Annotated in this window: 18 protein-coding genes and 1 riboswitch; of the genes, 9 read left to right on the top strand and 9 right to left on the bottom strand. The window is 61.6% G+C overall.

From position 1 onward, the window contains the following. Positions 1-66: 66 nt before the first annotated feature. From gatB to gatC, 3 genes are read right to left on the bottom strand one after another with little or no spacing between them, the layout of a single operon-like run. Positions 67-1,521 (bottom strand): Asp-tRNA(Asn)/Glu-tRNA(Gln) amidotransferase subunit GatB, encoded by a 1,455-nt coding sequence (gatB, locus tag LOKO_RS12600; RefSeq protein ID WP_066449790.1) that lies wholly within the window; start codon positions 1,519-1,521, stop codon positions 67-69. Further along, positions 1,521-2,981 carry an Asp-tRNA(Asn)/Glu-tRNA(Gln) amidotransferase subunit GatA gene (gatA, locus tag LOKO_RS12595; protein ID WP_066449789.1) on the bottom strand — a complete coding sequence of 487 codons (1,461 nt, stop codon included), beginning with the start codon at positions 2,979-2,981 and terminating at the stop codon, positions 1,521-1,523. The genes gatB and gatA overlap by 1 nt, the downstream gene beginning before the upstream one ends. A gap of 54 nt (positions 2,982-3,035) precedes the next feature. Continuing rightward, on the bottom strand, positions 3,036-3,323 hold the full coding sequence (gene gatC, locus LOKO_RS12590; protein ID WP_066452345.1) for an Asp-tRNA(Asn)/Glu-tRNA(Gln) amidotransferase subunit GatC: 288 nt from the start codon (positions 3,321-3,323) through the stop codon (positions 3,036-3,038). Between the two features lie 181 nt (positions 3,324-3,504). Here gatC and LOKO_RS12585 point away from each other — a divergent pair, with 181 nt between their 5' ends. From LOKO_RS12585 to LOKO_RS12550, 8 genes are all read left to right on the top strand, one after another. After that, entirely contained in the window at positions 3,505-4,542 is a 1,038-nt protein-coding gene (locus LOKO_RS12585) for a rod shape-determining protein (RefSeq protein WP_043514225.1), read from the top strand. Positions 4,543-4,774: 232 nt separating this feature from the next. Then, entirely contained in the window at positions 4,775-5,683 is a 909-nt protein-coding gene (mreC, locus tag LOKO_RS12580) for a rod shape-determining protein MreC (RefSeq protein WP_066449782.1), read from the top strand. Then, positions 5,683-6,174 (top strand): rod shape-determining protein MreD, encoded by a 492-nt coding sequence (gene mreD / locus LOKO_RS12575; protein ID WP_066449781.1) that lies wholly within the window; start codon positions 5,683-5,685, stop codon positions 6,172-6,174. Before mreC ends, mreD begins: the two co-directional genes overlap by 1 nt. Before the next feature lie 17 nt (positions 6,175-6,191). Next, positions 6,192-6,791: a Maf family protein gene (locus LOKO_RS12570; RefSeq protein ID WP_066449779.1), complete on the top strand. Its 600-nt coding sequence runs from the start codon at positions 6,192-6,194 to the stop codon at positions 6,789-6,791. 64 nt (positions 6,792-6,855) lie between these two features. Continuing rightward, complete coding sequence (rng, locus tag LOKO_RS12565; RefSeq protein WP_066449777.1) at positions 6,856-8,319, top strand: ribonuclease G; 1,464 nt, start codon at positions 6,856-6,858, stop codon at positions 8,317-8,319. Between the two features lie 7 nt (positions 8,320-8,326). Further along, the gene (locus LOKO_RS12560; RefSeq protein WP_066449775.1) at positions 8,327-12,154 is read left to right on the top strand and encodes a YhdP family phospholipid transporter; all 3,828 of its coding nucleotides are present in this window, start codon (positions 8,327-8,329) and stop codon (positions 12,152-12,154) included. Further along, on the top strand, positions 12,151-13,605 hold the full coding sequence (gene tldD, locus LOKO_RS12555) for a metalloprotease TldD (protein WP_066449774.1): 1,455 nt from the start codon (positions 12,151-12,153) through the stop codon (positions 13,603-13,605). The genes LOKO_RS12560 and tldD overlap by 4 nt, the downstream gene beginning before the upstream one ends. A gap of 147 nt (positions 13,606-13,752) precedes the next feature. After that, positions 13,753-14,589 (top strand): class I SAM-dependent methyltransferase, encoded by an 837-nt coding sequence (locus LOKO_RS12550; protein WP_335339187.1) that lies wholly within the window; start codon positions 13,753-13,755, stop codon positions 14,587-14,589. 203 nt (positions 14,590-14,792) lie between these two features. Here LOKO_RS12550 and LOKO_RS12545 read toward each other — a convergent pair whose 3' ends face one another. Then, positions 14,793-15,230 (bottom strand): VapA/VapB family virulence-associated protein, encoded by a 438-nt coding sequence (locus LOKO_RS12545; protein WP_066449773.1) that lies wholly within the window; start codon positions 15,228-15,230, stop codon positions 14,793-14,795. A 240-nt stretch (positions 15,231-15,470) separates the two neighbouring features. On the opposite strand from LOKO_RS12545, the gene LOKO_RS12540 reads away from it, so the two are divergent. Continuing rightward, on the top strand, positions 15,471-17,213 hold the full coding sequence (locus LOKO_RS12540; protein ID WP_066449771.1) for an FAD-dependent oxidoreductase: 1,743 nt from the start codon (positions 15,471-15,473) through the stop codon (positions 17,211-17,213). Here LOKO_RS12540 and LOKO_RS12535 read toward each other — a convergent pair. The 5 genes from LOKO_RS12535 to LOKO_RS20260 form a co-directional block, all read right to left on the bottom strand. Beyond that, positions 17,136-20,306 carry an ATP-binding protein gene (locus tag LOKO_RS12535; RefSeq protein WP_066449768.1) on the bottom strand — a complete coding sequence of 1,057 codons (3,171 nt, stop codon included), beginning with the start codon at positions 20,304-20,306 and terminating at the stop codon, positions 17,136-17,138. The genes LOKO_RS12540 and LOKO_RS12535 overlap by 78 nt on opposite strands. Positions 20,307-20,465: 159 nt before the next feature. Continuing rightward, positions 20,466-22,994: an AlbA family DNA-binding domain-containing protein gene (locus LOKO_RS18925; protein ID WP_083517576.1), complete on the bottom strand. Its 2,529-nt coding sequence runs from the start codon at positions 22,992-22,994 to the stop codon at positions 20,466-20,468. A 98-nt stretch (positions 22,995-23,092) separates the two neighbouring features. Next, positions 23,093-23,986, bottom strand: a complete 894-nt coding sequence (locus tag LOKO_RS12530) for an LAPAL motif-containing putative phage structural protein (RefSeq protein WP_066449767.1) — start codon at positions 23,984-23,986, stop codon at positions 23,093-23,095. Positions 23,987-24,076: 90 nt separating this feature from the next. Beyond that, complete coding sequence (locus tag LOKO_RS12525; RefSeq protein ID WP_066449765.1) at positions 24,077-24,880, bottom strand: TIR domain-containing protein; 804 nt, start codon at positions 24,878-24,880, stop codon at positions 24,077-24,079. Further along, positions 24,844-25,512, bottom strand: coding sequence for a TenA family protein (locus tag LOKO_RS20260; RefSeq protein ID WP_235588862.1), 669 nt, complete (start codon positions 25,510-25,512; stop codon positions 24,844-24,846). Before LOKO_RS20260 ends, LOKO_RS12525 begins: the two co-directional genes overlap by 37 nt. 89 nt (positions 25,513-25,601) lie before the next feature. Beyond that, a riboswitch (TPP riboswitch) is annotated at positions 25,602-25,750 on the bottom strand. Between the last annotated feature and the right edge of the window lie 56 nt (positions 25,751-25,806).

The following is a 25,806-nucleotide window of genomic DNA, read 5'->3' as shown; positions in this document are numbered from 1 at the left end:
CTGATCTCCTTGTGGTCGCGGCACCTGGGGCATGCGCGCTGCCTGCGCGTCATGCCCCAGGTGGGTTCAGCAGAGGGCGTCCAGCTTCTCTTTCAGCAGTTGATTGACCTGCTGGGGGTTGGCGGTGCCCCGTGAGGCCTTCATGACCTGGCCGACGAAGTAGCCGATCATCTTGCCACGCTTGTCCGGCTCGGCATCGCGGTACTGGGCGACTTGGGCGGGACTTTCCTCGATCACCTGATCGATCATTGCCTCGATGGCACCGCTGTCAGTGACCTGCTTGAGCCCCTGGGCTTCGATGATGTCGTCGGCCCTGGCGCCCTGGCCGTTCCACAGGGCCTGGAAGACCTGCTTGGCGGCCTTGCCGTTGATGGTGTCGTCCATTACCCGGGCGATCAGTTCGCCGAGCTGGCGGGCCGAGACGGGACTGTGGGTGATCGGCAGGCTCTCCCGGTTGAGTGCGCCGGAAAGCTCGCCCTGGACCCAGTTGGCGGCCTGCTTGGCATCGCCACAGACGTTCTTGGCCTCCTCGAAGAAGTCGGCCATCTCCCGCGTGGCGGAAAGCACGCTGGCATCGTAGGCGGAAAGCCCCAGTTCATGCTCGAAGCGGGCGCGCTTCTCCGCGGGCAGCTCCGGCAGGTTGCTGCGCAGGTGATCGACATAGGCCTGATCCAGCACCACGGGAAGCAGGTCGGGGCAGGGGAAGTAGCGATAGTCGTTGGCTTCCTCCTTGGTGCGCATGCTGCGGGTCTCGTCCCGATCAGGGTCGAACAGGCGAGTCTCCTGCACCACCTTGCCGCCATCCTCGATCAGCTCCACCTGGCGCTCCACCTCGAAGGCGATGGCGCGCTCGACGAAGCGGAAGGAGTTGACGTTCTTGATCTCGGCGCGGGTGCCGTAGGCTTCCTGGCCCCGGGGGCGCACCGAGACGTTGACGTCGCAGCGCATCGACCCTTCGGCCATGTTGCCGTCGCTGATGCCGAGATAGGTGACGATGGAGTGGATCGCCTTGAGGTAGGCGGCGGCCTCCTTCGCCGAGCGCAGGTCCGGTTCGGAGACGATCTCCAGCAGCGGGGTGCCGGCCCGGTTGAGGTCGACCCCGGTCATGCCGTGGAAGTCCTCATGCAGCGACTTGCCGGCATCCTCTTCCAGGTGGGCATGGTGGACCCGGATACGCTTGGTGCTGCCGTCATCCAGGGTGATCTCCACTTCGCCGGCACCGACGATGGGGTGATACATCTGGCTGGTCTGGTAGCCCTTGGGCAGGTCGGGGTAGAAGTAATTCTTGCGATCGAAGACCGAGACCTCGGGAATGTCGGCGTGGATCGCCAGACCGAACTGGACGGCCATGGCCACGGCAGCCTCGTTGAGCACCGGCAGCACGCCGGGCAGGCCCAGGTCCACGGCGCAAGCCTGGCTGTTGGGCTCGGCGCCGAAGGCCGTGGACGCGCCGGAAAAGATTTTCGAGCGGGTGGCGAGCTGGACATGGACCTCCAGCCCGATCACGGTTTCCCATTGCATCAGGCGTTCTCCTCGGCAAAGGCGGGACGACGACGGTGCCAGTCGGTGGCCTGCTGGAACTGATGGGCGACGTTGAGCAGCCGTGCCTCGGTGAAGTGGCTGCCGAGGATCTGCAGGCCCACCGGGCGATCACCCACGAAGCCCGCCGGCACGCTGATACCGGGGATGCCGGCCAGATTGACGGCGATGGTGTAGATGTCCTGCAGGTACATCGACACCGGATCCTTGTTGGCCCCCAGGTCGAAGGCCGGCGTGGGTGAGGCAGGCCCCATCAGCACGTCAACCTCCTCGAAGGCGTCGAGGAAATCCTGGCGGATCAGCCGCCGCACCTGCTGGGCTTTCTTGTAGTACGCATCGAAGAAGCCCTCGGAGAGGGTGTGGGTGCCGATCAGGATGCGTCGTTTCACCTCGTCGCCGAAGCCCTCGGCGCGGCTGCGCTTGTAGAGGTCGATCAGGTCGGCCGGGTTGTCGCAGCGATGGCCAAAGCGCACCCCGTCGAAGCGTGACAGATTCGAGGAGGCCTCGGCCGGGGCAATGACGTAGTAGGCCGGGATGGCGTAGTGGGTGTGCGGGAGGCTCACCTCGCGCACGCTGGCGCCAAGGGACTCGAAGACGGCGATCGCCTCGCGGGTTGCCTTCTCCACTGCCGGGTCGAGGCCGTCACCAAAGTATTCGCGAGGCAGGCCGATCTTGAGGCCGCTCAGCGGTGCTGTGAGTTCTCCGGAGTAGTCGGGAACGCCGCGGGCAACGAAGGTGGAGTCGCGCAGGTCATGGCCGGCGATGGCGCTCAGCAGCAGTGCGCAATCCTCGGCGGTGCGCGCCATGGGGCCAGCCTGGTCAAGGCTGGAGGCATAGGCGATCATGCCGTAGCGCGACACCCGCCCATAGGTTGGCTTGAGACCGGTGATGCCACAGAAGGCCGCGGGCTGGCGAATCGAGCCGCCGGTATCGGTGCCCATTGCCGCCGGCACCAGTCCGGCGGCGACTGCGGCGGCGGAGCCTCCCGAGGAGCCGCCGGGAACCGCGGTGAGGTCCCAGGGGTTATGCACCGGGCCGTAGTGGCTGTTCTCGTTGGAGGAGCCCATGGCGAACTCGTCCATGTTGGTCTTGCCCAGGCTCACCGTGCCGGCGGCCCTGAGCTTCTCGACCACCGTGGCGTCGTAGGGCGAAACGAAGCTGTCGAGCATCTTCGAGCCGCAGCTGGTCTTCACGCCACGGGTGCAGAAGATGTCCTTGAGGGCCAGCGGCAGGCCGGTGAGCGGCCCCGCGTTGCCCTTGGCCCGGATGGCATCGGCGGCGTCGGCGGCGGCCAGGGCCTGGTCGAAGGTGACGGTGATGAAGCTGTTCAGTTCACCATCGAGGCGATCGATGCGGCCCAGCAGGTGCTGGGTCAACTCGCGGCTGGAGAACTCGCCGGCGTCGAGCGCCCGGGCGAGTTGGACAAGCGTCTTGTCATGCATGCGGCATGGCTCCATGAAGGCGTGCCGTTATCGGAAGAAGGAGCGTGCGTGCGGTCATTCGACGACCCGGGGCACCAGATAAAGTCCGTTCTCGACGGCGGGTGCGCAGCGCTGGAATTCATCGCGCTGGTCGCTCTCGGTGACTTCATCGGCACGCAGGCGCTGGGTGGCATCCAGGGGGTGGGCCAGTGGGGCTACGCCATCGGTGTCGAGGGCCTGAAGCATGTCGACCATTTCAAGAATACGACCAAGATCGTCGACATAGCCGGCTGCCTCGTCGTCGTTCAGGCCAAGTCGGGCCAGGTGGGCGGCCCGCTGCACGTCTGCGTGTTCAAGCGCCATGGGCTGGGTGTCCTCGCACGGATTGGGGGTGTTGAATAGCGGGAAAAGGTACCACATTCGACGTGCCGCGGGCACTCTTCTCGAGGCAATGGGCGTGGCATGTCGCTTGCTGAGAGGGGGCGGCGATGATACCGTTTGCATCCGCACAAGGGTCCCCGGTCTGCACTAGGTAACGACGTCCATGTTCAAACGCTTGAGGGGGCTGTTCTCCAGCGATCTATCGATCGATCTGGGTACGGCCAATACACTGATATACGTCCGTGGTCGCGGCATCGTGCTTGACGAGCCGTCGGTGGTGGCCATTCGCCAGTCCGGCAATATGCGCAGCGTGGCCGCCGTCGGCGCCGATGCCAAGCGTATGCTGGGTCGTACGCCGGGTAATATTACCGCCATACGGCCGATGAAGGACGGGGTGATCGCCGATTTCACCGTCACCGAGCAGATGCTTCAGCACTTCATCCGCAAGGTTCATCAGAGCACCTTCCTCACGCCCAGTCCGCGCGTGCTGGTCTGTGTGCCCTGCATGTCGACCCAGGTCGAACGGCGCGCCATCAAGGAGTCGGCCGAAGGTGCCGGTGCCCGCGAGGTGTTCCTGATCGAGGAGCCCATGGCCGCTGCCATCGGGGCTGGTCTGCCGGTGGACGACGCCCAGGGCTCCATGGTGGTGGACATCGGTGGCGGTACCACCGAAATCGCCATTATCTCGCTCAATGGGGTGGTCTACTCCGAGTCCATCCGCGTTGGTGGCGACCGCTTCGACGAAGCCATTACCGCCTATGTTCGACGCCACTATGGCAGCCTGATCGGCGAGGCCACCGCAGAGCGCATCAAGGAAGAGATCGGCTGCGCCTATCCCGGCGGCGAGCTGCGCGAGATCGATGTGCGCGGTCGCAACCTGGCAGAGGGCATTCCGCGGAGCTTTACCCTCAATTCCCATGAGATTCTCGATGCTCTGCAGGAGACGCTGGCTTCCATCGTCGCTGCGGTCAAGAGTGCATTGGAGCAGTCTCCGCCCGAGCTGGCTTCCGATATTGCCGAGCGTGGCCTGGTGCTGACCGGCGGTGGTGCCTTGCTTCGCGATCTGGACAAGCTGATTGCCGAGGAGACGGGGCTGCCGGTCATCGTCGCCGAGGATCCGCTGACCTGCGTCGCCCGGGGTGGCGGCAAGGCGCTGGAGATGATCGACCGCCATACCTTCGAACTGCTGTCCAGCGACTAGGCCTTTTCCGCAAGTGCCCGAGCGGTCGGGGCGCTTCGTCGTGCGGTGGTACCTTGCGAGCCGGTCCATGCAGCCTAGTTGCTCGCATGGCCCGCCGTGCTCCATGCGCCTGTGCTCGACCGCTCGGTGACGGCTTCAGACCTTCCCTGATACCGGCAAAGCGTATGAGGAGACCTGGGGGAGATTCGCCATTAAGCCGCTGTTTTCTCACGGATCGGTACCGGGCTATCGCATGCTGCTGTGTGCGCTGGTCGCCTCCGCCCTGATGTTCGCCGATCATCGCCTCACGCGAATGGAGGAGGTGCGCGCCCAGCTTTCCACCGTGGTGGCACCGATCCAGTGGCTGGTTGCCGTGCCCAGCGATGTCCTGGCCTGGGGCTCCCTGGCCCTCTCGGACCAGCGTGCCCTGGTGGAAGAGAACCAGCGCTTGCGAGAGCAGATCCTGCACCTCTCCCATCGAGTGCAACATATGTCCAGCCTGACGGCCGAGAACGTACGCCTGCGGGAGCTGTTGGGAGCAGCGGCGCGCAAGGAGTCTCCCTACATCACCGCAGAGCTGCTCTCGCTGGACCCCGACCCCTTCAATCACCAGATGGTCATCGACCGTGGCCGACGCAATGGCGTCTATGAGGGGCAGCCAGTGCTGGATGCTTCGGGCCTGGTAGGCCAGGTAACTGCGGTTTCCGCTTATTCCAGTCGGGTGCTGATGGTGGCGGACGCCAGCCATGCACTACCGGTGCAGGTGAATCGCAACGGGTTGCGCTTCATTCTGCAGGGCAGCGGCCAGTATGATGTGCTCCGGGTACTGCATGTGCCGGATACCGCTGATATTCGCGTGGGTGACCTGCTGGTGACGTCGGGCCTCGCCGGGCGCTTCCCTGCCGGCTATCCGGTGGCACGGATCACTGAGGTGGTACATGATCCCGGCCAGCCCTTCGCCCGGGTCAGCGCGGCTCCCGTTGCCTTGTTGCAGCGGTCACGCCACTTCCTGCTGCTGTTTCCCCCCGACCCCGTGGCGGTACCGGATGACGAGGCCTGGGATACCGAGCCGGATCGGCTCATTGATGAACGGGCGCCTGCCGTACAGGTTCCTGCAGAACAGTCCGTCGGTGACACGGCGAGCGAGGAGGAGACAGACTAATGGCAAGCTCCCCTCGCACCGCGCTGCCCTGGGTCTGGCTGACGCTGCTGTTGGCACTCAGCCTCCAGGTCATGCCCCTGGCCGAAGGGTGGCAGATATGGCGTCCCGACTGGCTGGGACTGATGCTCATCTACTGGTGCATGTCGGCTCCTGACCGGGTCGGGGTTTTCCATGGCTTCGTGCTGGGCATCCTGCTGGACCTGATCGAGGGCGCCCCCCTGGGACAGAATGCCCTGACGCTCTCGCTACTGGCCTTCCTGGCGGCGCTGGTCTATCCGCGGTTTCGCACCTACTCCCTTCTTCAGCAGTCGCTGTTGATCCTGGTATTGCTGGGGTTGGTTCAGCTTGTCGAGCAGTGGCTGCGGACTCTGTTCGGCCCCTTCTCGATGCATCTTGCCTTTCTGCTGCCTTCGCTGATCGGTGCCGTGCTCTGGCCCTGGCTGACCACCATGTTTCAGGCGATGGAGCGCCGTCTTGCTGGCACTGGCTGATTAGGAGTTCCATCTGCATGAGCGATTCGCCCACCGCTGCTGTCCTGTGCCTGGCATCGGCATCGCCGCGCCGGCGGGAACTGCTGTCGTCTATTGAAGTCGAGGTCGAGGTTTGCCCGGTCGATATCGACGAGACACCTATTGCCGGCGAGGCCGCCGATGCCTACGTTGCTCGTCTGGCACGCCAGAAGGCGTTAGCCGGTGCCGGGCTAACCTCCCTCCCCGTGCTGGGATCCGACACGGCAGTGGTCTGCGATGGAGTCATACTGGGCAAGCCGCGCGACCAACCGCATGCAGCCGCCATGCTGCGCGGGCTTTCGGGGCGTGCTCACCAGGTGCTGACAGCAGTGGCGGTGTCCGGGCCGGCAGGTATGCTGGAAGCCTGTGTCACGACGCGGGTCGTCATGCGCGACATCGACGAGCACGAGATAGCAGCCTACTGGGCCACCGGTGAGCCCGCCGACAAGGCCGGCGGCTATGCCATCCAGGGGTTGGCCGCGATCTTCATCGAGCGCATCGAGGGCAGTCATTCTGCTGTGGTCGGGCTGCCGCTGTTCGAGACCGCGAGGCTCCTGTCGCGACAGGGCGTGCCGCTGTGGAACCGTCGCGGCCGATAACGCCCTGTCTGTCGACCGCACTATGTCATAATGCTTCGAAGACTGACTGGACAAGGATTTCCGCATGAGCGGCGAAGTACTGATCAACCTGACGCCGATGGAAACCCGGGTAGCCGTGGTGGAAAACGGGGTGCTTCAGGAGGCGCTCATCGAGCGTACACGCCGACGAGGCATCGTCGGCAACATCTACAAGGGACGGGTGGTAAGGGTTCTGCCTGGCATGCAGGCAGCCTTCGTCGACATCGGCCTGGACCGTGCCGCCTTCATCCATGTCCATGAGGTCATGCCACCGGGCACCCCTTCAGAGGAGCAGGTCGCCATCGGCCAGCTGCTCAGCGAAGGGCAGTCCCTGGTGGTCCAGGTCACCAAGGATCCCATCGGTTCCAAAGGTGCGCGCCTGACCACTCACCTGTCGGTGCCGTCACGCTACCTGGTCTATATGCCGGACTCCCCGCATCACGGCGTCTCCCAGCGCATCGAGGACGAGCGCGAGCGCGAGCGCTTGCGTGAACTGCTGGAACGCTGCCAGCTCGAGCAGGATATCGAGGTCACCGGAGGCTTCATCGTTCGCACCGCAGCCGAGAACGTGGGGCAGGAAGAGCTCTTCGCCGACATGCATTTCCTGCTGCGACTGTGGCGCAAGGTCAGCGAGCGCAAGGTCTCCGCCCCCTCTCCCAGCGTCATCTACGACGACCTTCCCCTGTTCATTCGTACCCTGCGCGACCTGATGCGTGACGACATAGAGAAGGTGCGTATCGACTCGCGGGAGAATTACGTCAAGCTGATCGAATTCGCCGAAGAGTTCATGCCCGACTCCTCGGCTCGCATCGAGTACTACCCCGGCGAGCGTCCCATCTTCGATCTCTACAGCGTCGAGGATGAGATCATCAAGGCCCTGGGGCGCAAGGTGCAGCTGAAGTCCGGCGGCTACCTGGTGATCGATCCCACCGAGGCGATGACGACCATTGACGTCAATACCGGTGGCTACGTGGGTCATCGCAATCTCGAAGAGACCATCTTCAAGACCAACCTCGAGGCAGCCAACGCCATCGCCCGGCAGCTGCGCCTGCGGAACCTGGGTGGCATCATCATCATCGACTTCATCGACATGGAGGAGACGGAGCACCAGCGGCAGGTGTTGCGTGTGCTGGAGAAGGCGCTGGAGCGTGACCATGCCAAGACCAAGTGTACCGGCGTGACCGAACTGGGGCTGGTTCAGCTGACGCGCAAGCGTACCCGGGAAAGCCTGGAGCAAACGCTGTGCGAGGCCTGTCCAACCTGTGGAGGGCGTGGCACGCTGAAGACCGCCGAGACGGTCTGTTACGAGATCTTCCGCGAGATCCTGCGCGAGGAGCGCGCCTACAGCGCGGAGACCTACATGGTGCTGGCTTCTCAGTCGGTGGTGGATCGTCTGCTCGACGAGGAGTCCGCGGCGGTGGCCGATCTGGAAACCTTCATCGGCAAGACCATCCGCTTTCAGGTGGAGAACCACTACTCCCAGGAGCAGTACGACATCGTGCTGATGTGACGCCGCGATGCATCCGATACGTCTGGTAGGCCGCTGGGCCTTGACGCTGGTGGCCATCGTGCTGGGGCTGCTGGCTCTGGTAGTGCTGGTGCTGCGCCTTGCCCTGACACAGGTTGACGAGCTCGCGCCGCGGGTCGAGCGCTTGCTGGAGGCCCGTTCGGGTGCCGTGGTCGACCTGGCGCGCATGGAAGCCCGCCTGGCCGGGGTCGATCCCTTGATTCAGGGCGGTGGGTTGACCATCCGCAGTCAGCGCGGGCCCGACGGATTGCCGCTACTGGAAGTCGAGCATGCCAGTCTGCGCTTGAATACCTCTGCTACTCTCAGGAACGGTTTCCTGGTGGTGGAGGATGCCAGGCTGAGTGGACTGACGTTGCACCTCTACCAGGATGCGCAGGGCAGCTGGCACTGGCCTGATCCCGCTGACATTCCCCCTGAATTCATGCCCAAGGGCGATTTCGATCTGGAAAACCTTGATTTCTGGATAGGGGTGCTGCTGCGCCAGCGTGCCTGGGCCGATGACGTTCGCCTGGTCCTGCATGGCCAGCAGGAGCGGGTGGAGATGCATGCCCCTCGGCTTCTGCTCACCGGCGACGAGCGTCATGCCCATCTCGAAGGGGAGGTGCATCTCGAAGGCCAGGATGAGCCTGCCTTGGTGGCTGCCCTGAACGTCTTCCCGGGTCCTGGTGGGCTGCGTGACTTCAGTGCCGCCCTTCAGGCCGACATGAAGCTCGAGACGCTGATTGGACTGGTCGAGCTACTTGCCTTCGATGACCCCCTGCGGCTGGAGGAAGCCGAGGGGGACGCTCGGCTATGGGGGCGCTGGCACCGGGGAGCGCTGGCAGATGCCCGGCTGGATCTTGATGTGCCACGACTGGCGCTGCGGCGTGGTGGCGATCTTATTCTGACCGAGCCATTCAAGGCGCGTGGGCAACTGTTGCGCGGCGAGGATGGCTGGGAGGCCTGGCTTGAGGGCGATGCCGAGGCTACCGACTGGGCCGAACTTGGGGCTCCGACGGCAGCGCCGGGGCCGGCGCTGCCGCGCTACTGGCATCTGCGGCATGCGGCGGACGAGTGGTGGCTCAACACCAGTGAATTCGATCTCGCTTCGCTTGCCGCATGGCGCGAGCGGGTCCTGCTGCCCGAAGGGCTGACCCGAGTCATCGAGACCCTCGACCCTCGTGGGCTGGTTGCGGGCCTGGGGGTGGGACGTGAAAACGGCAGTTGGGTGGCGCGAGCTGCGGTCCATCAGGTTGCCGTCTCCGCCTGGCAACAAGTGCCGGGCGGCGGGCCGCTGGATGCCTGGGTCGAGGCACGGGACCTCTCCGGTCGCGTGCATTTCGTCGGCGTCGAGGACCCGGTTTTCGAACTGCCGCGGATCTTTGCCGAGCCCATGGCGCTGTCCCACGCCAGTGGAGTGGTCAGCTGGTCCTATGACGGGCCGCGCAGCTTTGTCAGCGGACGCCGCCTGAAGGCAGGCTGGCAGGGAGCCGAGGTGGAGGGTGGCTTCGGGCTGGTCGTCGGCGGCGATCTGCGCGGTGGCCTGGGGCTGGACCTGAGGTTCCGTGACGCCGACGCGCTGGAGCGTCCCCTCATGGATTGGCTGCCGATCGGCGTGCTCGGCGATGAGCTCGGGCAGTGGCTGGATTCCGGCGTGGCGGGCTTCGTACCCAACGGTTCTTTCAAGCTCCACCTGCCGATGTTCAGAGAAGGGGAGCGTGTACCTCCCAGCATGGCACTGGACCTGGATATCGAGCGTGGCCGGCTGCCTTTCGCTCCCGGCTGGCCGGCCCTTGATCAGGTCGAAGGCCGGCTGCAACTGGGTATCGATACCCTGGAGGCCGATGTCCACTATGCCGAAAGCCTCGGCGTCGAAGTGCGTCGCGGCCGCGTCACCCTTGCCGATGAATATCTGGCGGTGAGCGGTGACCTGATGGCCGATGTCGACGCGCTGCGGCGGTATCTCGGGGCCATGCCGGTGGAGGGTATGGAGCTGGTCGATCCATGGCGGGGCGTCGGTGGGGCCACCGGTGAGCTGCTCCTTGGCCTGCCTCTCGGCGAGCCCGAAAACATGGCGCTGGACCTCGAGACCACGGTGGCGCTGGAGCAACTGACCCACCGGGACTTTGGCGTCACATTGCGCGACGTCAGCGGTCCGCTGGGCTGGCGTCAGCGAGGCGAGGAGGAGGGTGGGCTCCAGGGGCGGCTGGAGGCTCGCCTGCTGGGTGGCCCTCTTGCGGCGGATATCGATACCCGCGCTGGCAGGGTTGATCTCGAAGGTGCCATCGACGTAGCCCGCCTGTTGGAGCTTGACGCCATGCCCGACCTCGGGCCACTGCTATCCGGCCGGCTGCCCTGGCAGGGAAGACTGCGCACAGGTGAGCGCAACACGTTTCGCCTGGAGAGCGGCCTGCAGGGCCTGGCCATTAATCTGCCGGCCCCGCTCGGAAAGGCGTCGGGAGAAACGCGCTCCCTGTGGGTCGACGCCGACCTGGACAGGCGAAGCGTAGAAGCCGAGCTGGGTGGCGAGCTGCGGGTGCGCTGGAGGGACACGCCGGGAGCGGGCGGCGGCCAGGGGCAGGCCTGGCTGGGGCGCTGGCCCAGCTCTCCGGCCTGGCCCGACGGTGAGGGTTGGGATCTGGATCTCTACCAGTCCCGTCTCGACTTCAGGGAGTGGGGCGGTGTCCTGGCTTCGCTGGCGGACGCCGGGGAAGCGGCGGCCAGCGAGTCTCCGTTGCGCAGGCTGAGGCTGGAGACGGCTTGCCTGGTAGGCCCGGATGGTTGCCTGGGGGCGGCGACGGCCTCGGCCCAACCTCAGGCGGGAGGGGGATGGCGTGTGAACATGGATTCCAGCCTGTTGACCGGCCACCTTGACTACCGACCCACGCTGGCCGACCCCCTCGATATTGCCCTGCAGCGCTTGACCCTGGACGGTCTGATGCCGGCGCAACAGGAGGGCGTGGGTGCATTGCTGGACGAAATCGACGTGGCAACCGACCCCGCGCCGCTGCCAAGCTGGGTCGGCCAGCTACCTCACGGACGCCTGCGGATTGCCGATATTCAGTACCAGGGGCGTCAGATGGGACCCTTGACGGCTCGCTGGCAGAGCGGGCCGGACCGCTTGACCGTGTCGCCATTGGGCCTGACCCTGGGACAGGTCTCGGCCCATGGTGAAGTAATCTGGGAGTCCGCCGGTCCGGGCGATAGCCTTACCCGCTCACGGCTCTCCCTGGACGGCCGGGACCTGGGCTCGGCGTTGGAGGCATTCGGTCAGCCGGTGGCCATTCGCAGCGGGGAAACCCGAGTCAGGAGCCAGCTTGCCTGGCCGGGGGCGCCGTGGCAGTTCGCCCTGGCCCGCTCACGTGGCAATATCGACGTGGAGCTGCGCAATGGGCGCTTCGTCAACCTGGAGTCACCCACGGCCAGGCTGGTCGGCCTGCTCAACGTCGACAACCTCGTACGCCGGTTGCGAATGGACTTTTCCGACGTGACCGGGCAGGGTACGGCTTTCGATCATGTGGTCGGTGCCGCTACTTTGTATGCAGGCGTGCTGGAAACTCAGGGACCCGTGAATATCAGCGGACCGGCAACCAGCTTCACGCTCGATGGTACCGTCGACCTGGTCAGGCGGGAACTCGACCAGCGGCTGGGCGTCACAGTTCCAGTCAGCAGCAGCCTGCCCCTGGCCGCCGTTATTGCCGGGGCCCCGGTGGTGGGCGGTGCCCTGTTCATCGCCGATCGCCTCTTCGGCCGCGCCATCGACCGGGTCACCCGAATTCACTACCGCGTGCGTGGTCCCTGGACCTCGCCGCAGATCACATTGGAAACCGCCGAATGACGACACGACCGCAAGCCATGCTCGATACCGCCGCCGATATCCTGCTGCGTCCCGGCGGCCTCGGCCTCGAGTCGCTGGATGCCGGCCTGAGGCACGTGCTCACTCCCGGCGTCGACTACGCCGACCTCTATTTCCAGCGCAGCTGGCACGAGAGCTGGGTGCTGGAGGATGGGGAGGTGAAGGAGGCCGGCTACAACATCGATGGCGGCGTAGGCGTGCGCGCCATGGCCGGTGAGAAGACCGGCTTCGCCTACTCCAACCAGATCACGGCCGATGCCCTGGCTGAGACGGGGCGTACGGCGTCTGGCATCGTGCGCAGCGGCGCTGCGTTGTCGGCAGCGCCCCGGGTGATCAGCCAGGCCAGCGTACGCTACGACGCGATTGATCCCCTCTCCGGCCTTTCGGCCGAGGAGAAGATCGCCCTGCTCAAGGAAGCCGACCGCGCGGCTCGCGCCGCCGACCCCTCGGTTTCCCAGGTCAGTGCGTCGCTCTCCGGCGTCCACGAAGTCGTCCTGGTTCGTGCCAGCGACGGCACCCTGGCGGCGGATATCCGGCCGCTGGTGCGCTTCAACGTCAGCGTGATCGCGGTGAAGAATGGGCGTCGCGAACGTGGCAGCGCGGGCGGCGGTGGGCGCTATGCCATGGCTCGCCTGCGCGACGAGAACGTGGCCGAGCGCTATGCCCGGGAAGCCGTGCGCCAGGCACTGGTCAACCTCGATGCGGTGGATGCGCCGGCGGGACAATTGCCGGTGGTACTGGGGCCAGGCTGGCCGGGCATCCTGCTGCACGAGGCGGTGGGGCATGGCCTGGAGGGCGACTTCAATCGCAAGGGAAGCTCGGCCTTTGCCGGGCGCATGGGCGAGCGCGTCGCGTCCCCCGGCGTGACGGTGGTCGACGATGCCACCCTGGCCGATCGGCGAGGCTCCATGAGCGTGGATGACGAGGGCACGCCGGGGCAGTATACGCCGCTCATCGAGGACGGCATTCTCACCGGCTACATGCAGGACAAGCTCAACGCCAGGCTGATGGGGATGGCGCCCACCGGCAACGCCCGTCGCGAATCCTTCGCCCATATGCCGATGCCGCGCATGACCAACACATACATGCTGGCCGGCCAGGACGAGCCGGCCGATATCATCAAGAGCGTCAGGCGCGGCATCTATGCCGTCAGCTTCGGTGGCGGGCAGGTGGATATCACCTCGGGCAAGTTCGTCTTCTCGGCAAGCGAAGCCTACCTGATCGAGGACGGCCGCATCACCGCGCCGGTCAAGGGCGCGACGCTGATCGGCAACGGCCCGGAGGCCATGGGACGGGTCTCGATGATCGGCCACGACCTGGAGCTGGATACCGGGATCGGCGTCTGTGGCAAGGACGGGCAGGGGGTGCCGGTGGGGGTGGGCCAGCCGACGCTCAAGCTGGATGAACTCACTATCGGCGGCACTGCCTCCTGAAGATAGGTGGCTTGTCGGGTGCTGTTTGAGGTGCAATGTAGAAGGCCGGCTGTGCCAGGCCGAGCGCTCCAATAGAGACTTGTCTATGAGTCTTCGCTGTAGGAGCGCCGGTTCCCGTCGCGACTGGAGGCCGCAGGCCTCCCGGCGGTGTTGCCGGGGCTGCTAGAGCCCCGCCGTATCGCNGGGGTTGCGGTCCGGCCTCACCATGAGGCCGCGGCCCGTACCTGGGACCTTGGCGGGCAGCACTATGACAACATCAGCTTCGGCGTGTCGGATGCCCTCGCCCATGCGGCGCAGAGGCTCAACCCACAACCCGGACAGCATGTTCTCGATGTCGCAACCGGCACGGGCTGGAGCGCCCGCAATGCAGCCCGATACGGAGCGCATGTAACAGGAGTGGATATTGCCTCAAGGCTGCTGGACGCCGCCAAGGACTTGTCCGCCCACATGCAGCCACCGATCCGTTTCCAGCAGGCGGATGCCGAACAGCTGCCGTTCGAGGATGGCAGTTTCGACGGTGTGATCTCCACCTTCGGGGTGATGTTTGCCGCCGACCAGGCACAGGCAGCCCGCGAACTGGCACGGGTCTGCCGCTCGGGCGGGCGCCTGTCGCTGGCCGTATGGGCCGCCGAAGGTGCGGTGCTGGATTTTTTCGGAGTGATCGGCAAGCACAGCGGGGACCCGCCTCCCGAACCCTCGCCGCTGGCCTGGGGCGACCCGGATCACGCCAGGGCCCTATTGGGAGAGGACTTTGAGCTGTGGTTCGAGCCTGGGATCAACAACCACTATTTCGACAACGTGAACGATGCCTGGGACTGGTATGCACGCGGTTTCGGGCCCATCCGCCAAGTGATGGACAACCTCTCCGCCAGTGAGCAGGAAGCCTTCCGGAAGGATATCGACAGCTACCACGGGAAATACACCGCGGACGCCGGTATTCATATCCGTCGGGAATACCTGCTGATCACCGGCCGCCGCAAGTAACCTGATGCCGGGTGGGATGGGGGGAGGAGAAACTGTCATCAAGTGATCCCCTGGTGGACGAAGGCGGTAATCGCGTCGGCGGCATGTGTTATCTGGCCCATAGCGCGCTAATAAGAACATGATGCGATTTTGCCGTTTCGCATGGCTCCGGGAGCGGCCAGGGCGCTCCCGGGTGTGAACCAAGTGAAGCCCAGGTGAGTAACTCAGTGCCACTTACCCTTGCCACCACCAACGCCGGTGACGATGGAGACGGCCCCCGTCTGAAAGTGGCCCAGCAGTTTGCTGTGGCTGTCGAAGTACAGGATGCTCAGGTAGACCGGCGTGGCCTGAAACTCGAAGCTCACGGTATCGCGATAGAGCCGCTCGAGATCGTCGGTGTAGACGTGCCCGAAGAAGGTACCGCCGCCCGGTGAGGAGGCGCTGCCGGCATGGCCGTCGAAGCTCTTGCCATCGGTGATGTTGAGCTGGAACTTGAGATAGAAGATCAGGCTGGCCAGGCTGCCCTTGGCGGGATAGGACTTCCGGGAGGCGACCAATGTCTTGGTGACATCATAGATCTTCTCCGGTTCGAGCTTGCCATGCATAGCGACACGGAAGTCATGGGCAATCAGCTGCTTGTCGATGATCAGAGGAGCGTTCATCGGTAGTTACCTGTGCGGATATCGTGGATATCGACGGTCGGAAACCGACCGCGGCTTACCTGTCCTAAGCATTTCAACCCAGATACCTCATGCCGACCGCATCACCTCGGTATCACCACAAGCGCTGCAAAGGGCCGCTCGAAGCGCAACGGATCACTTCGGTATCAGCTCACCTTAGGCCCTTGGTTGCGACGTGCTCTTGATGGATTCTTGGGGAAACAATTTCCTGGGGGCACCACCATGGACCATGCACCGCTGCGAGTCGCCATCATCGGCGGCGGGGTCTCCGGCCTGTCGCTGGCCTACTACCTGCAAAGGTTCGGCAGGGAAACGTTCGGCAGCGAGGCGGCTCGGCAGCTCGAGGTCACCATCTTCGAGCGCAAGACCACCCTGGGCGGCAACGCCGAGACGGTGTGGGTCGACCTGGGCTGTCGGCGCCATCCCGGAAAGCCCGACTCGCCCTATCGCCGCTGGGCCGACCTGGGGGTCAATGACGTCAACCTGGCCACCTACCACCGGCTGCGCACGATACTCAGCGAGATCGGCGAGCTGGAGCGCATGAAGCCCCTGGAGAACACCGAGAGCTATTTCAGCCGTGACGGGAGCATCGCCCTGACCGATGACAAGGACCTGTTCCGCGGCGTCAGCGACCCGAACCACGAGTTGAGCAAGGTCGATGGAGGCCAGCTGGCGCTGCTGATCCCTGTGGTCCACCAAAGCGCCATCGACCTGGTGGAGAATCGCCGCATTACGCCGCGTTATACGGTGGATGACTTCTTCGACGCCTGTATCGCCGTCCCCGCCGATATGCTGGCCGCGGCGGCCGAGCGTTTGAGCGTTACCATCGACTGGCAGGACCCCGAGCTTCCGGTGCGGCTGGAGCGTATCCGACAGACCATCTACTACCCCCGCATCTCGGCCATGTATTTTGCCGACGACCGCGGCCCAGGCGGTATGCCGCTCCAGGCCCCCTTCGAGTATTACCGCATTCAGGAGGGCGGCTCGCCCCCGGACCGCCGCTACTTCGAGCACGGTGCCCAGCACTGGCTGGAGGCCCTGGCCGCGCACATCACCAGCCCGAATACGCCGGGTCCCCGCGTTGAGATCCTGCGCGGCATCGAGGTAGAGGCAAGCCTCTCGACCCAGGGCGTGACGCTGACGGAGCGTGATCCCGGTGAACGCCGCTGGGAAGCCGACCTGCTGATCATGGCCACCCATGCCGAAGACGCCCTGCCGCTGCTGACGTTCGGCGACAGCCTGAGCGACACCCAGCGGGCGCTGCAGCACATCCTCGGCAAGGTGCGCTACACCCGCAGCTTCAGCGTCTGCCACACCGCCGCCGGCCGACTGCCGGCCAATCGCAACCTGTGGCGGACCTACAACATCGAGGTGCGCAACCCGGAAGACACCTTCTTCCCCTACCGTATCGACTACGTGGCGAACCGCCACCAAAACGATGCCGAGAACCCTGCCTACAATCAGGCCGGCCTGCCGCAGTTCTTCGTCTCCCTGGTGGACGATCTCAACCGGATTCCCCGCAGCGAGATGCTCGAGCGGCAGTCCTCTCCGCTGGACGCACCCGCAACGCTGGCGGCCACCGACCCCGGCGAGGCCGGCTACCGAGACCGGCTGCCGCCGCTGGACCCCACCCTGGAGGCCAAGGCCTGGACCCTGTTCAAGCACAACGTGCTGGATGCCAACTGCCTGGAGGCGCAAGCGGAGATCGAGCACTATAACCAGACCACCACCCGGCGGCGCTTCGAGGGTCATCAGGATGGTTGCCCATTGCTGTTTGCCGGGGGCTGGACACGCGGTGCCGGCCTGCAGGAGCAGTGCCTGGAGCAATCGGCGCACCTCGTCGCCCTGCTGCTGGCGGCACCTGAGCGTCGTACTAACCCCTTGCGGCTAGCACCGCCTGGCAGCAAGGCAAGGCAGAGTCATCAGCAGGCCAGCGGCTTCGCCCCGGTGCCAGCACACCCGTAGGGCTTCCAGGGCGCTCGCCTCGTCGCTCTTCTTTTCCTGCCCGCGGCCGCTTTCCAGCCAGTCGGCATGTGCCTCGATCAGGGCCCGGTGGTACTCACCCCAGGCGCAGGGTTCAGCCGCCATCAGCCGTGTAAGGCGCTGGGCATAGTGGCGCGCCGCGTCGGGCCGCCGGTCGAGCAGACTGACCTCCGCCGCGGCAATCAGAAAGCGATAGCCGTTGTGCCCCACGCAGCCGGCATCCAGCAGCGCTTCGCCTTGTTTCAGAGTCGCCAGGCGTGTCTCGGGCGCCTCTTCCAGCAGCGCCCGGGTGCCCAGCACCCAAGGGCCGATAAAAGCCTTCAGCCCATGCTGTTCCACCAGCTGCCAGGCCCGCTCGATGCTGGCTCGGGCCTCGACCAGCCGCCCGGTCATCAGCTCGACCCGGGCACGGCTCTCCAGCAGGAAGGCCTCGAAGCGCCCCGAACCCAGGCCGCGTGCCACCGTCAGCGCCTGTTCGACTTGCTCGTCGGCCGCCTGGGGATCGCCCTGGGAAATTAGAATCCACCCCGCCGTGAGCCTTGCCACCACCTCGGCGCGCCGATTGCCGACCCGCTTGCCCAGCTCAGCGGCATCGAAGCAGTCGGCGAGGGCCTGGTCGGTCTCGTTGGCATAGATCCGTGCCGTACCCAGCATGAACAGGTTGGAGGCTTCAAGGTCGGCGTGGCCATGGGTACGGCAGAGCGTTACGCAGTGGTCGAACATCTCGAGGGTGCTTCGCATCTGCCCCTCGGCATAGTGCGCATCGCCAAGCCCGCTCAGGGCCTGGATCTCGGTGCGCACGTCGCCGCCACTGCGGGCCTGCTCCAGGGCGCGGGTGTGGTAGGCCCGGCTGGTGGCGAAATCGCCCCGGGGGAAATAGAGGTTGCCCTTGAGATAGAGCGCCTCGGCCAGGGGCAAGGGGTTCTCCAGCGCCTCGGCCAGGGGCAGCAGGCCATCCAGTATCGCCTCCTCCGCCTCCAACGCATCCAGCATATTCAGCACCCGGGCCAGCCAGAGATCGGCGGTAATGCGCTGACGCTCCTCCCGGGCGAACACACGGGCCGCCTCGAAGTGCTCCCGCGCCGCCTGGATGTGCCCGGTGGCCATCGCCACCTGGCCCTGCAACAGCATCAGGCGGTACTCATCCTTCGGCGCATAATCGATGGAGCGGCACTGCTTCAGCAGGGCCAGGGCTTCCTCGTGCCGGTAGCGGGCCATTTCCGCCGCTACCGCCTGCAGGAAGGCACTTGGCGCTTCCAGGGAGCGCGCGCGATGAAGGTGGCGCGCCCGCAGCCCCGGCTCCGCGTCGCCGTAGAGTTCGGCCAAGCGCAGGTGCAGGCGGTCGCGCTGAATCTTGGGAATGCCTTCGTAGATCCCTTGCAGGATCAGGTCGTGCACGAAGCGGTAGCTGCCCTCTTCCAGCGGGCGAACCAGGCTGTAGCGCTGGGGCAGTTCGGGCTGGTAATCGGCCTGGCCCAGCACCTCCTGCAGCGACGCCAGGGAGAAGCGCTGCCCCATCACGGCGGCGATGCACATGGCCCGGCGATCCAGGTCGGTGAGCTGGTCCAGCTTGGTCTGTACCAGATTGGCGAGGCTGGCCGGCAGGCTGCGGTGGGGGTGAAACAGCAGCAGTTGGGTCAGGAACAGCGGGTTGCCCTGAGCCTGTGTCACGCAGCGGGCAGCATGCTCGGCGGGTACCGTGCCGAAGCTGGCTACCAGAGCCTCGGCCTCCTGGGCGCGAAGCGGCGGCAGCTCGATCAGGGTGAGGGGCAGCTCGGGCAGCTGCGGCCGCAGTCGGCTCTCCAGCGGGTCCTGCTCCAGACGCGAGGTAAACAGCCAGATCACCGGTGCATCCTGGGTCTTCTGCAGCAGCCCGGTGAGAGTGGCCAACAGCGCCTCGTCGGCCCAGTGCAGGTCCTCCACCACCAGCAGTTGGGGGCGATGGATGGAGCGCGCCAGGAGCACGTCGCGCAGCGCCTGTACCAGGCGCTGGCTGCGAGTCGCGGGAGTCATGGCCGCATAGAGAGACTGCGCCTCCTCCGGCTGGGGCAACCCCAGCAGCGGACGCAGCAGCATGGCATGATCCACCGGCAGGCGAAGTGCGGAGAGGCGGGCGAGCAGTTGTGCCTCGTCAAATCCCTCCCCTTTCACCTCACCCTGCCCCTCGCCGGAGGTTTGCAGCAGCGAGCGCGTGAGCTGCATCAGCGGGCCTTCATCGGCGCGGGTACCGAAGTCCAGCACCTCGGCCTGGTGGTGATCGGCATGGGCCGCGGCCATTTCGGCAAACTCGGCGCTGAGGCGCGTCTTGCCGATGCCGGCCACGCCGCGGATATAGACCAGATGGCCAGCCTGGTAGGCCCGGGTACTCTCCAGGATGGCCTGCAGCTGCCCCAGCTCCACCCGGCGCCCCACCAGATCGAAGCGGGCCTCATGTGCCTCGTCCCGGAGATGGCGATAGCGCAGCCACTCCCCGCCTTCATCGTCGAAGACGAAGCGCTCCGCCAACTGCACCGCCACGCCGCGCTCGACCCAGACGCCGCTCGCATCGTTCGCTATCGCAGGAGGAGTCGTCGTCGGCCAGTGCCCGGCCTGAAGGTAAACGCTGCGGGCCACGCCCTGCTCCATCAGGGTAGCGGCGCACAACAAGCCACGCTGCGCATCGCTTCGGTACGCCCGGGGCAGCCCGAACAGGGCTGTTCCCTCTTCCGCCAGGCTACCGCCGAAATGCTGAACACAGCTCGCCAGCGCCGACGGATCGGCCCCCATGGCATGGAGCTGGATCAGCACGCGGGCGCTCTCCATCTCCTCCACATCGGCGGCGGACACGGAGGAAGCCTCCTCGGCCTCCACCGACAGCGCCTCGACCTCAACGCCGTAGATCTCAGCAAGATGGCGCGCGGTACGATACAGCACCGCCTTGCCACTCTCCGCCCGCTTGATGGAAGCGATGGAGAGGCACAAACGCCGATCAAAACAGTACTCGGCCAGCGCCTCCTGACTCAGGCCCAACCGCTTGCGATGCTGCTTCAAGCGCTCACGATCCAGCCGCAAGCGCCCGTCTTGGGGGATGATCACTGGTGGGGTCCTTGGCGGTATCACATTAAAAATGTAATATCTTTGCAAAGCGTCTGGTGGACATGGCGTTCGCTGGGTTGAGACTAATGCCTCAAACACTGGCACAGGTATGCTGTGTCCGAGTGCTTTGGTTTGTTATGAGAAAGGGGGGGCACGAAATTAAATTTCACAAAGCTCATCCCTAATATTAGAAAACGGTCTGTCATGCTTATCTTTCTCTGGCCTATCATCTAATAGCTCAAGAAATCTATCAACGCAGCGGTTGTATGCATTTTTCTTTTTCTCAGTTTGTATTCCTTCGGCTCTAGTCTCAGCCAAGCACCTGCTCGCATTAATAAACATTTTCGTTCGAACATCTCCCCGCTTTAACAGGTCGAGAATCATGTCGAAACAAGTTAGCCAACTGTGATTATTAGATAATTCTAGCTTATTCCATATTATGTTGTGCAAGCTATTTAGCTCCTCAATTCTAATTTCCTTCGATGTTCGATCCAGATAGTTTAGTGACTTTGTTAATGCAAGACTCGCATCCATTAAGTCTTGCAGCCCTGAAATCACATCTCTATGTTTCGACCTTAAGACAAGCCCTGTAGCTAGCCTTTCAAGCCATTTTGTTTTGTCAAAATCTTGTATTTTAATCGCCAACTGGGAAACTTCGATTATTCCATTAGATGAATTCAAGCTAGATTCGGTTTTGAACCATAAATCAAACAACAACTCTTTTCGTTGTCCCTTGCCATAAGATCGGCGCAACAATTCTCTTACTTTTGTATAGTCTGGACTGTCAAGCCTTGAAATACACCGAGCTTTCATAAGGAGGAGATCAGGATTTTCGCTTAAGAATCGCAACTGTTGATCTACGGTCTCAATGGCCTCAGGAATTCTTCCATCCCTTATCAAGGCTAGGGACTGATTTATAGCTATGCCAACTTTTCGAGTGTTTCCAATCTTTTTGACAGATGGTCCTTCTTTCATAGATTTTATAGTTGTACTCAACTTTCTATGATCGAATGCCATCTCTTTCTGTATTTCAGATATTATCAGCGCTGTCGTATTGGAAATAGAATATCGATCCTCACTATCAATCAACTTTGGCTCGTTAACCAAAAATAATGACTGTAATTCCTCAAGGCAGTCGATTAGTTTAATCCTCTCGATTCCCACAGATTGCTTAAGCTCGGTAAAAGAGCAGTTTACAAAATAAAATATTGCCAATAGAACTCTTTTAGATTCAGGCGTCAGCGAAGTTATTTCTCTTTTTAAAGCCGCGCTACGAGCATCTTCACCAGCTTCTCCTTTCCACTCCCTTATAGCTTGAGAAAATGGCACTCCTTGTTTGTATAGACGAAGTATTGAGGCCGCCAAGAGGGGGGAGCCGTCGCAGGTTTTATGAAGACTAGCGACATCACCCTTCTTGATACTTGCTAGCGAGTATCTACTAACTAGAGAATCTACATATAAGGTAAAATCATCTATTGGAAACCCAGGAACATCTATACATAGATCCGAAGAATATGCCAATTTTTTTCTTGTTGTTATAAGGTATCTCGTATTGCTAGATCCTAACTGACGACAAGCATCAACTACTTTTCTTTGCTCATCCTCTTCCAAGGAATCAATATCATCCACTACGTAAATAGAAGGAAATAGCGGTAACGAATCTTTTAAATCTCTCTTTAGTTGCTTTGTGGAAACATCTTCGTACTCTTCCACAGCCATCGCACAGTTTTCTATTAAAAGAAGCAAGAAACTATGGCAACTGTTAAAATCAGACTCTTGTAACTCAAAATATTCATTATGAATACCAGAAAACTGTTTTTCTTTTGCAGATAACCAAACGACCCTTTCATACCCCGAAGGTGAAGATTGGATGAAGGTTCGACAAAACTGGTATGCTATTGATGTCTTTCCTTTTCCTCCATCTCCAGAAAGAATTTTTGTATATTCCAAATCATCAGAAAGCCATTCCCACAATCTCGAAAGCAAACTATCACGACCTACAAAGGTTGCACAAATTAAATTCTTATCCGGCAAGTTGTGTGTTACTTGGAGTAGGTCGCTTTCCTCTAATTTATTATTTAGGCCATAGGATGGATTGAATTCTCTTGAAGAAAAAAGTGTTTGCCAATCGCTAGCTGTTGTAGCCTTAACGCACTCATCCAAATGCCTAAAATAAGTTTCATCGGGACAAAACAGAGGCTTTCCTGGCCTCTTCTCAGGTCCATTTTTTATAAAAGAGACGGGGCTTGATGTTTTCTCTCTCTTGGGAATAAATATTACACCTGCATTATACCCCTCCCCCTTCAGAGAGTAATTAACTTCTTTAAAAGTGATATCAATCGATCGGCCCGTAAAGTGCTTTATCTTGTTTCTTAATTGGGCTGGATCAACTTGTGAAAAGTCTAAATTCGCTGGAGAAAATTCCTTATCTTTCTCAATTTCTTTAACGCCGTAGACAAGATATCCTCCACAGGTATTATGAAAGCTTACAATTTGCAGCACTGTCTTGGCTAAAGCAAGTGATTCTGAGCTAATACTTTCTTTGTAGTCCCATAGCAAGCTTTCTTTTGGAATAAAAGAACCCTCAACAATTAGGGCTTCTAACGGCTCAGCCCCTATACAAGCCCTAGATATACAATTGAAAATAGTTCTGTTTATTTCAGTTAAGTCATAATCGATATTCATCATAGCCCTAAATTCTGAAAGGTTTTATTAACTTAAATTCCAAAAGATGCGACGCGGGCCGCTAGGCGGCACTCGGTCGGGTGGAGCGCCGTGTTATGTGGCTAATCATGCAAGGCAACCTGCTTCATCCGCGGGATGTGGCGCAATACCTCGACGACCTCATATCTGTTATTTGTAAAGATGCCGGTATCTTGGTCGCGCGACTGATATATTCTTAATCTAACTTCGATCGAGTCACCAGGAGCGATCATTATCTTATGCGCAAAGAAATCATCGAAGAATTGCTGATCTAGAACAGGTGCGGATATTTTTATCCCTCTCCAAACGAACTCCCACTTTCTCTTCCCACGCTCCAAAATTGCTCGTAAAATATGCAAGTCTGCAACTTCCAGCACTTCTCGCTGATTGTCTTCGACCTCTGGGGGGGCTGAAATGAGCCCAAACCGAGCTCTGGGTATCAATATAATCGGTATCTCATCATCGAAGCTAGGCATGAATCCCATGCTCTCGATATTTTTATCTTTCTCTACCGCCTCAAAAGTCTTGCCAATACTCTGAGTAAATTTTTCGGACTTTTCGACTTCCTTAACACAATCATGGACATCACGGGGCACGATGATCTTGTTGTCTCCCTGCTCAACAATCACTTCGGCAGTATTGACGACGACGTTAATTTCTTGGTCCGGGGACAAGGTTTGCTGATATACGTAAGCGGCTACTACGCTAAGAGTTATAGTCTTTAGATTTTCAGCTGAAAAAAGGTTCGACGCGCCGCTATATAGTGTTCGAACCTTTGCTTTAAAACTCCCTTCCCCAAATGCCTCGACAACGACTTCAACATCATACCCTGGATTAATCAGGGTATTAGCCGCTTTAACGGCGTCAGCGATCGAGACCAAAGATGAGGCTAGCGTATAGGCATTAATCCGCTTCGGCTCTCCGCCAAAGTAGATTACAAAATCGCTTTCGAAGGCCCTTACATCTATGACGTTCATTTAAAACTCCATATCTACATAACGCTCGGGTTGAGCCGCGGTTTCGCCAAAGACGGAGCCGTCGACTCCAACTTTGAGTTAGGCAAACGCCTACAAAGCCCGGTTAGCATCTATGGAAAACCCAGCCGCCTTTAGCTCGCGAAGAAGCTCGAACTTCCAATGGCCGGCGGAGTCGACTGGAATGAACACGACTCCCGAATAGTCTGAAGGCAGCTCTATTTCTCCTTGCACTAGTGCGCAGGCATGCCTCCGCCCCAGTCGGCCAAGGAAGTAGCCAAATTCGAACAGAACATTCTGACGAGCGCGGTTAGAGAGGCTCGGCGTGTCGCTCTTCAGCCCGCCTACGTCATCGGGCGTGAACAAAGCGATCGCAAAATCGGCTGAGGCATTCGCCTCGAATTTCTCGATAAGGGTTCGCCCCTCGTTGGTTTGCTCATGCAGGATGATGGGATTCAGGCCTATTTTCGCGACAAAGCGCGCCACAGCCTCTTTGAGCGCTTGATCGCGGCCGTGCACAATGAACACGTTGCCAGGAGCTGACTCCTCGACACTAGCACGAGGCGTGCCTGCCTCGTCTTCATAGTAATCCTGGATTTCTTGCTCGACCGACTTAAAGTACTCCGAGGACAGCTCCATCGCCTTATCGAAGGTCTTCCACCCGACGCCGAGATCAAGCGACTGTACGTGCCGCGGGGGCAGTTGCGAATGAATGTCTTTGAATTCGGTCAGGTGTCGCTTGCCCTCAGACAGGGAAAAGAAGTTAACTAGTGCGGCTTCCGCATCCTTCCGCCAACGGAAGTAATCAGTCGATTCCTGTCCCTCCTGTATAATAGACGGAATTCGCGAGCGTAGCTCACTTAACCGGTCAAGCGCCCCTTGTTTCGTAATCCCCATACTGATGTCAAAAAGGCAATAGCGGCGCCGTTTATCATGCTCGCAATACCCACCCTGAGGGTATCGACATCATCAGCATCGACCTGAAGGCCTCTCAAACCAATTGTCAGGCCAATAAAGGGCTGCCCCACTGGTCGATGTTCCAGGTGCGTCGGGCGCGCTGGGCGGGGCCGGAGGCTGCTCCCATCGATAGAGTCATGCGTTGCTCGCTTCGGGCAGGGGCAGGGCGCCATGGGTAAGGCGTGCAGGTCGAGCAGGTCGCCGCGATTGCCGGTATCCAGCACATAGCGGGTATAGGCCATGGTGGCCCGGGCCTCGGGCAGGCTGGCGAGCGCCTCCTCGCTGATGTTCCACTCGCGGCAGTAGCCCACGTGCAGGCCCAGCTCCACGTCGACGATGGCCTTCAAGCCTTCATGGGCCTGACGCAGGTCGGCCAGGGTGCGGCTCTTGTAGGCGGCCAGGGCATAGGCCCGGGCGAAGTGGATCAGGAACAGGTAGTCCTGCTGCAGGTAGTGGCGGAAAGCGTCTTCGGCCAGGGTACCGGCCCCGAGGCTGCGCACGAAGTCGTGCTCGGTATAGGCGCGCCAGTCGTCCTGGCAGGCGGCGGTGAGGTCGGTAAAGCGGTAGCCCATCTAGCCTCCGGGTGATCGAGGATCCGGAGCGAGGCTGAAGTCGGGCAGGGGAGATCGTGAGAGAAGGGGAGCGCAGAGAGACGTGTCATCAAACCCCTTCGCCTGATTCCCTACGCCGGTTCATGCGGGGCCAGCGGCCCTGCTCACCCGGATCAGGTTCCACGGGATCGGCGCTGAGGTCACCCTTGGGCTCCCTGCGCCATCTCAGCCGGAATCACCGGCACCCCGTCAAGCGTCCAGGCAGTCTAGCAGGGTAGGGCGAAGATGCCAGTCCGCCAATGTCTGGGACCGGCT

The organism is Halomonas chromatireducens, assembly GCF_001545155.1.
Lineage (GTDB): Bacteria > Pseudomonadota > Gammaproteobacteria > Pseudomonadales > Halomonadaceae > Halomonas > Halomonas chromatireducens.
This window is presented reverse-complemented; position numbering and strand designations above follow the sequence as displayed.

What these genes read in the sequence shown, in the direction of transcription:
- LOKO_RS12560 (WP_066449775.1), top strand. Translation starts at nt 8,327, where the DNA reads ATGCATCCGATACGTCTGGTAGGCCGCTGGGCCTTGACGCTGGTGGCC.
- mreD (WP_066449781.1), top strand. Translation starts at nt 5,683, where the DNA reads ATGGCAAGCTCCCCTCGCACCGCGCTGCCCTGGGTCTGGCTGACGCTG.
- rng (WP_066449777.1), top strand. Translation starts at nt 6,856, where the DNA reads ATGAGCGGCGAAGTACTGATCAACCTGACGCCGATGGAAACCCGGGTA.
- tldD (WP_066449774.1), top strand. Translation starts at nt 12,151, where the DNA reads ATGACGACACGACCGCAAGCCATGCTCGATACCGCCGCCGATATCCTG.
- LOKO_RS12545 (WP_066449773.1), bottom strand. Translation starts at nt 15,230, where the DNA reads ATGAACGCTCCTCTGATCATCGACAAGCAGCTGATTGCCCATGACTTC.
- LOKO_RS18925 (WP_083517576.1), bottom strand. Translation starts at nt 22,994, where the DNA reads ATGATGAATATCGATTATGACTTAACTGAAATAAACAGAACTATTTTC.
- gatA (WP_066449789.1), bottom strand. Translation starts at nt 2,981, where the DNA reads ATGCATGACAAGACGCTTGTCCAACTCGCCCGGGCGCTCGACGCCGGC.
- LOKO_RS12570 (WP_066449779.1), top strand. Translation starts at nt 6,192, where the DNA reads ATGAGCGATTCGCCCACCGCTGCTGTCCTGTGCCTGGCATCGGCATCG.
- gatB (WP_066449790.1), bottom strand. Translation starts at nt 1,521, where the DNA reads ATGCAATGGGAAACCGTGATCGGGCTGGAGGTCCATGTCCAGCTCGCC.
- LOKO_RS12540 (WP_066449771.1), top strand. Translation starts at nt 15,471, where the DNA reads ATGGACCATGCACCGCTGCGAGTCGCCATCATCGGCGGCGGGGTCTCC.
- mreC (WP_066449782.1), top strand. Translation starts at nt 4,775, where the DNA reads ATGCTGCTGTGTGCGCTGGTCGCCTCCGCCCTGATGTTCGCCGATCAT.
- LOKO_RS20260 (WP_235588862.1), bottom strand. Translation starts at nt 25,512, where the DNA reads ATGGGCTACCGCTTTACCGACCTCACCGCCGCCTGCCAGGACGACTGG.
- LOKO_RS12525 (WP_066449765.1), bottom strand. Translation starts at nt 24,880, where the DNA reads ATGGGGATTACGAAACAAGGGGCGCTTGACCGGTTAAGTGAGCTACGC.
- LOKO_RS12530 (WP_066449767.1), bottom strand. Translation starts at nt 23,986, where the DNA reads ATGAACGTCATAGATGTAAGGGCCTTCGAAAGCGATTTTGTAATCTAC.
- LOKO_RS12585 (WP_043514225.1), top strand. Translation starts at nt 3,505, where the DNA reads ATGTTCAAACGCTTGAGGGGGCTGTTCTCCAGCGATCTATCGATCGAT.
- gatC (WP_066452345.1), bottom strand. Translation starts at nt 3,323, where the DNA reads ATGGCGCTTGAACACGCAGACGTGCAGCGGGCCGCCCACCTGGCCCGA.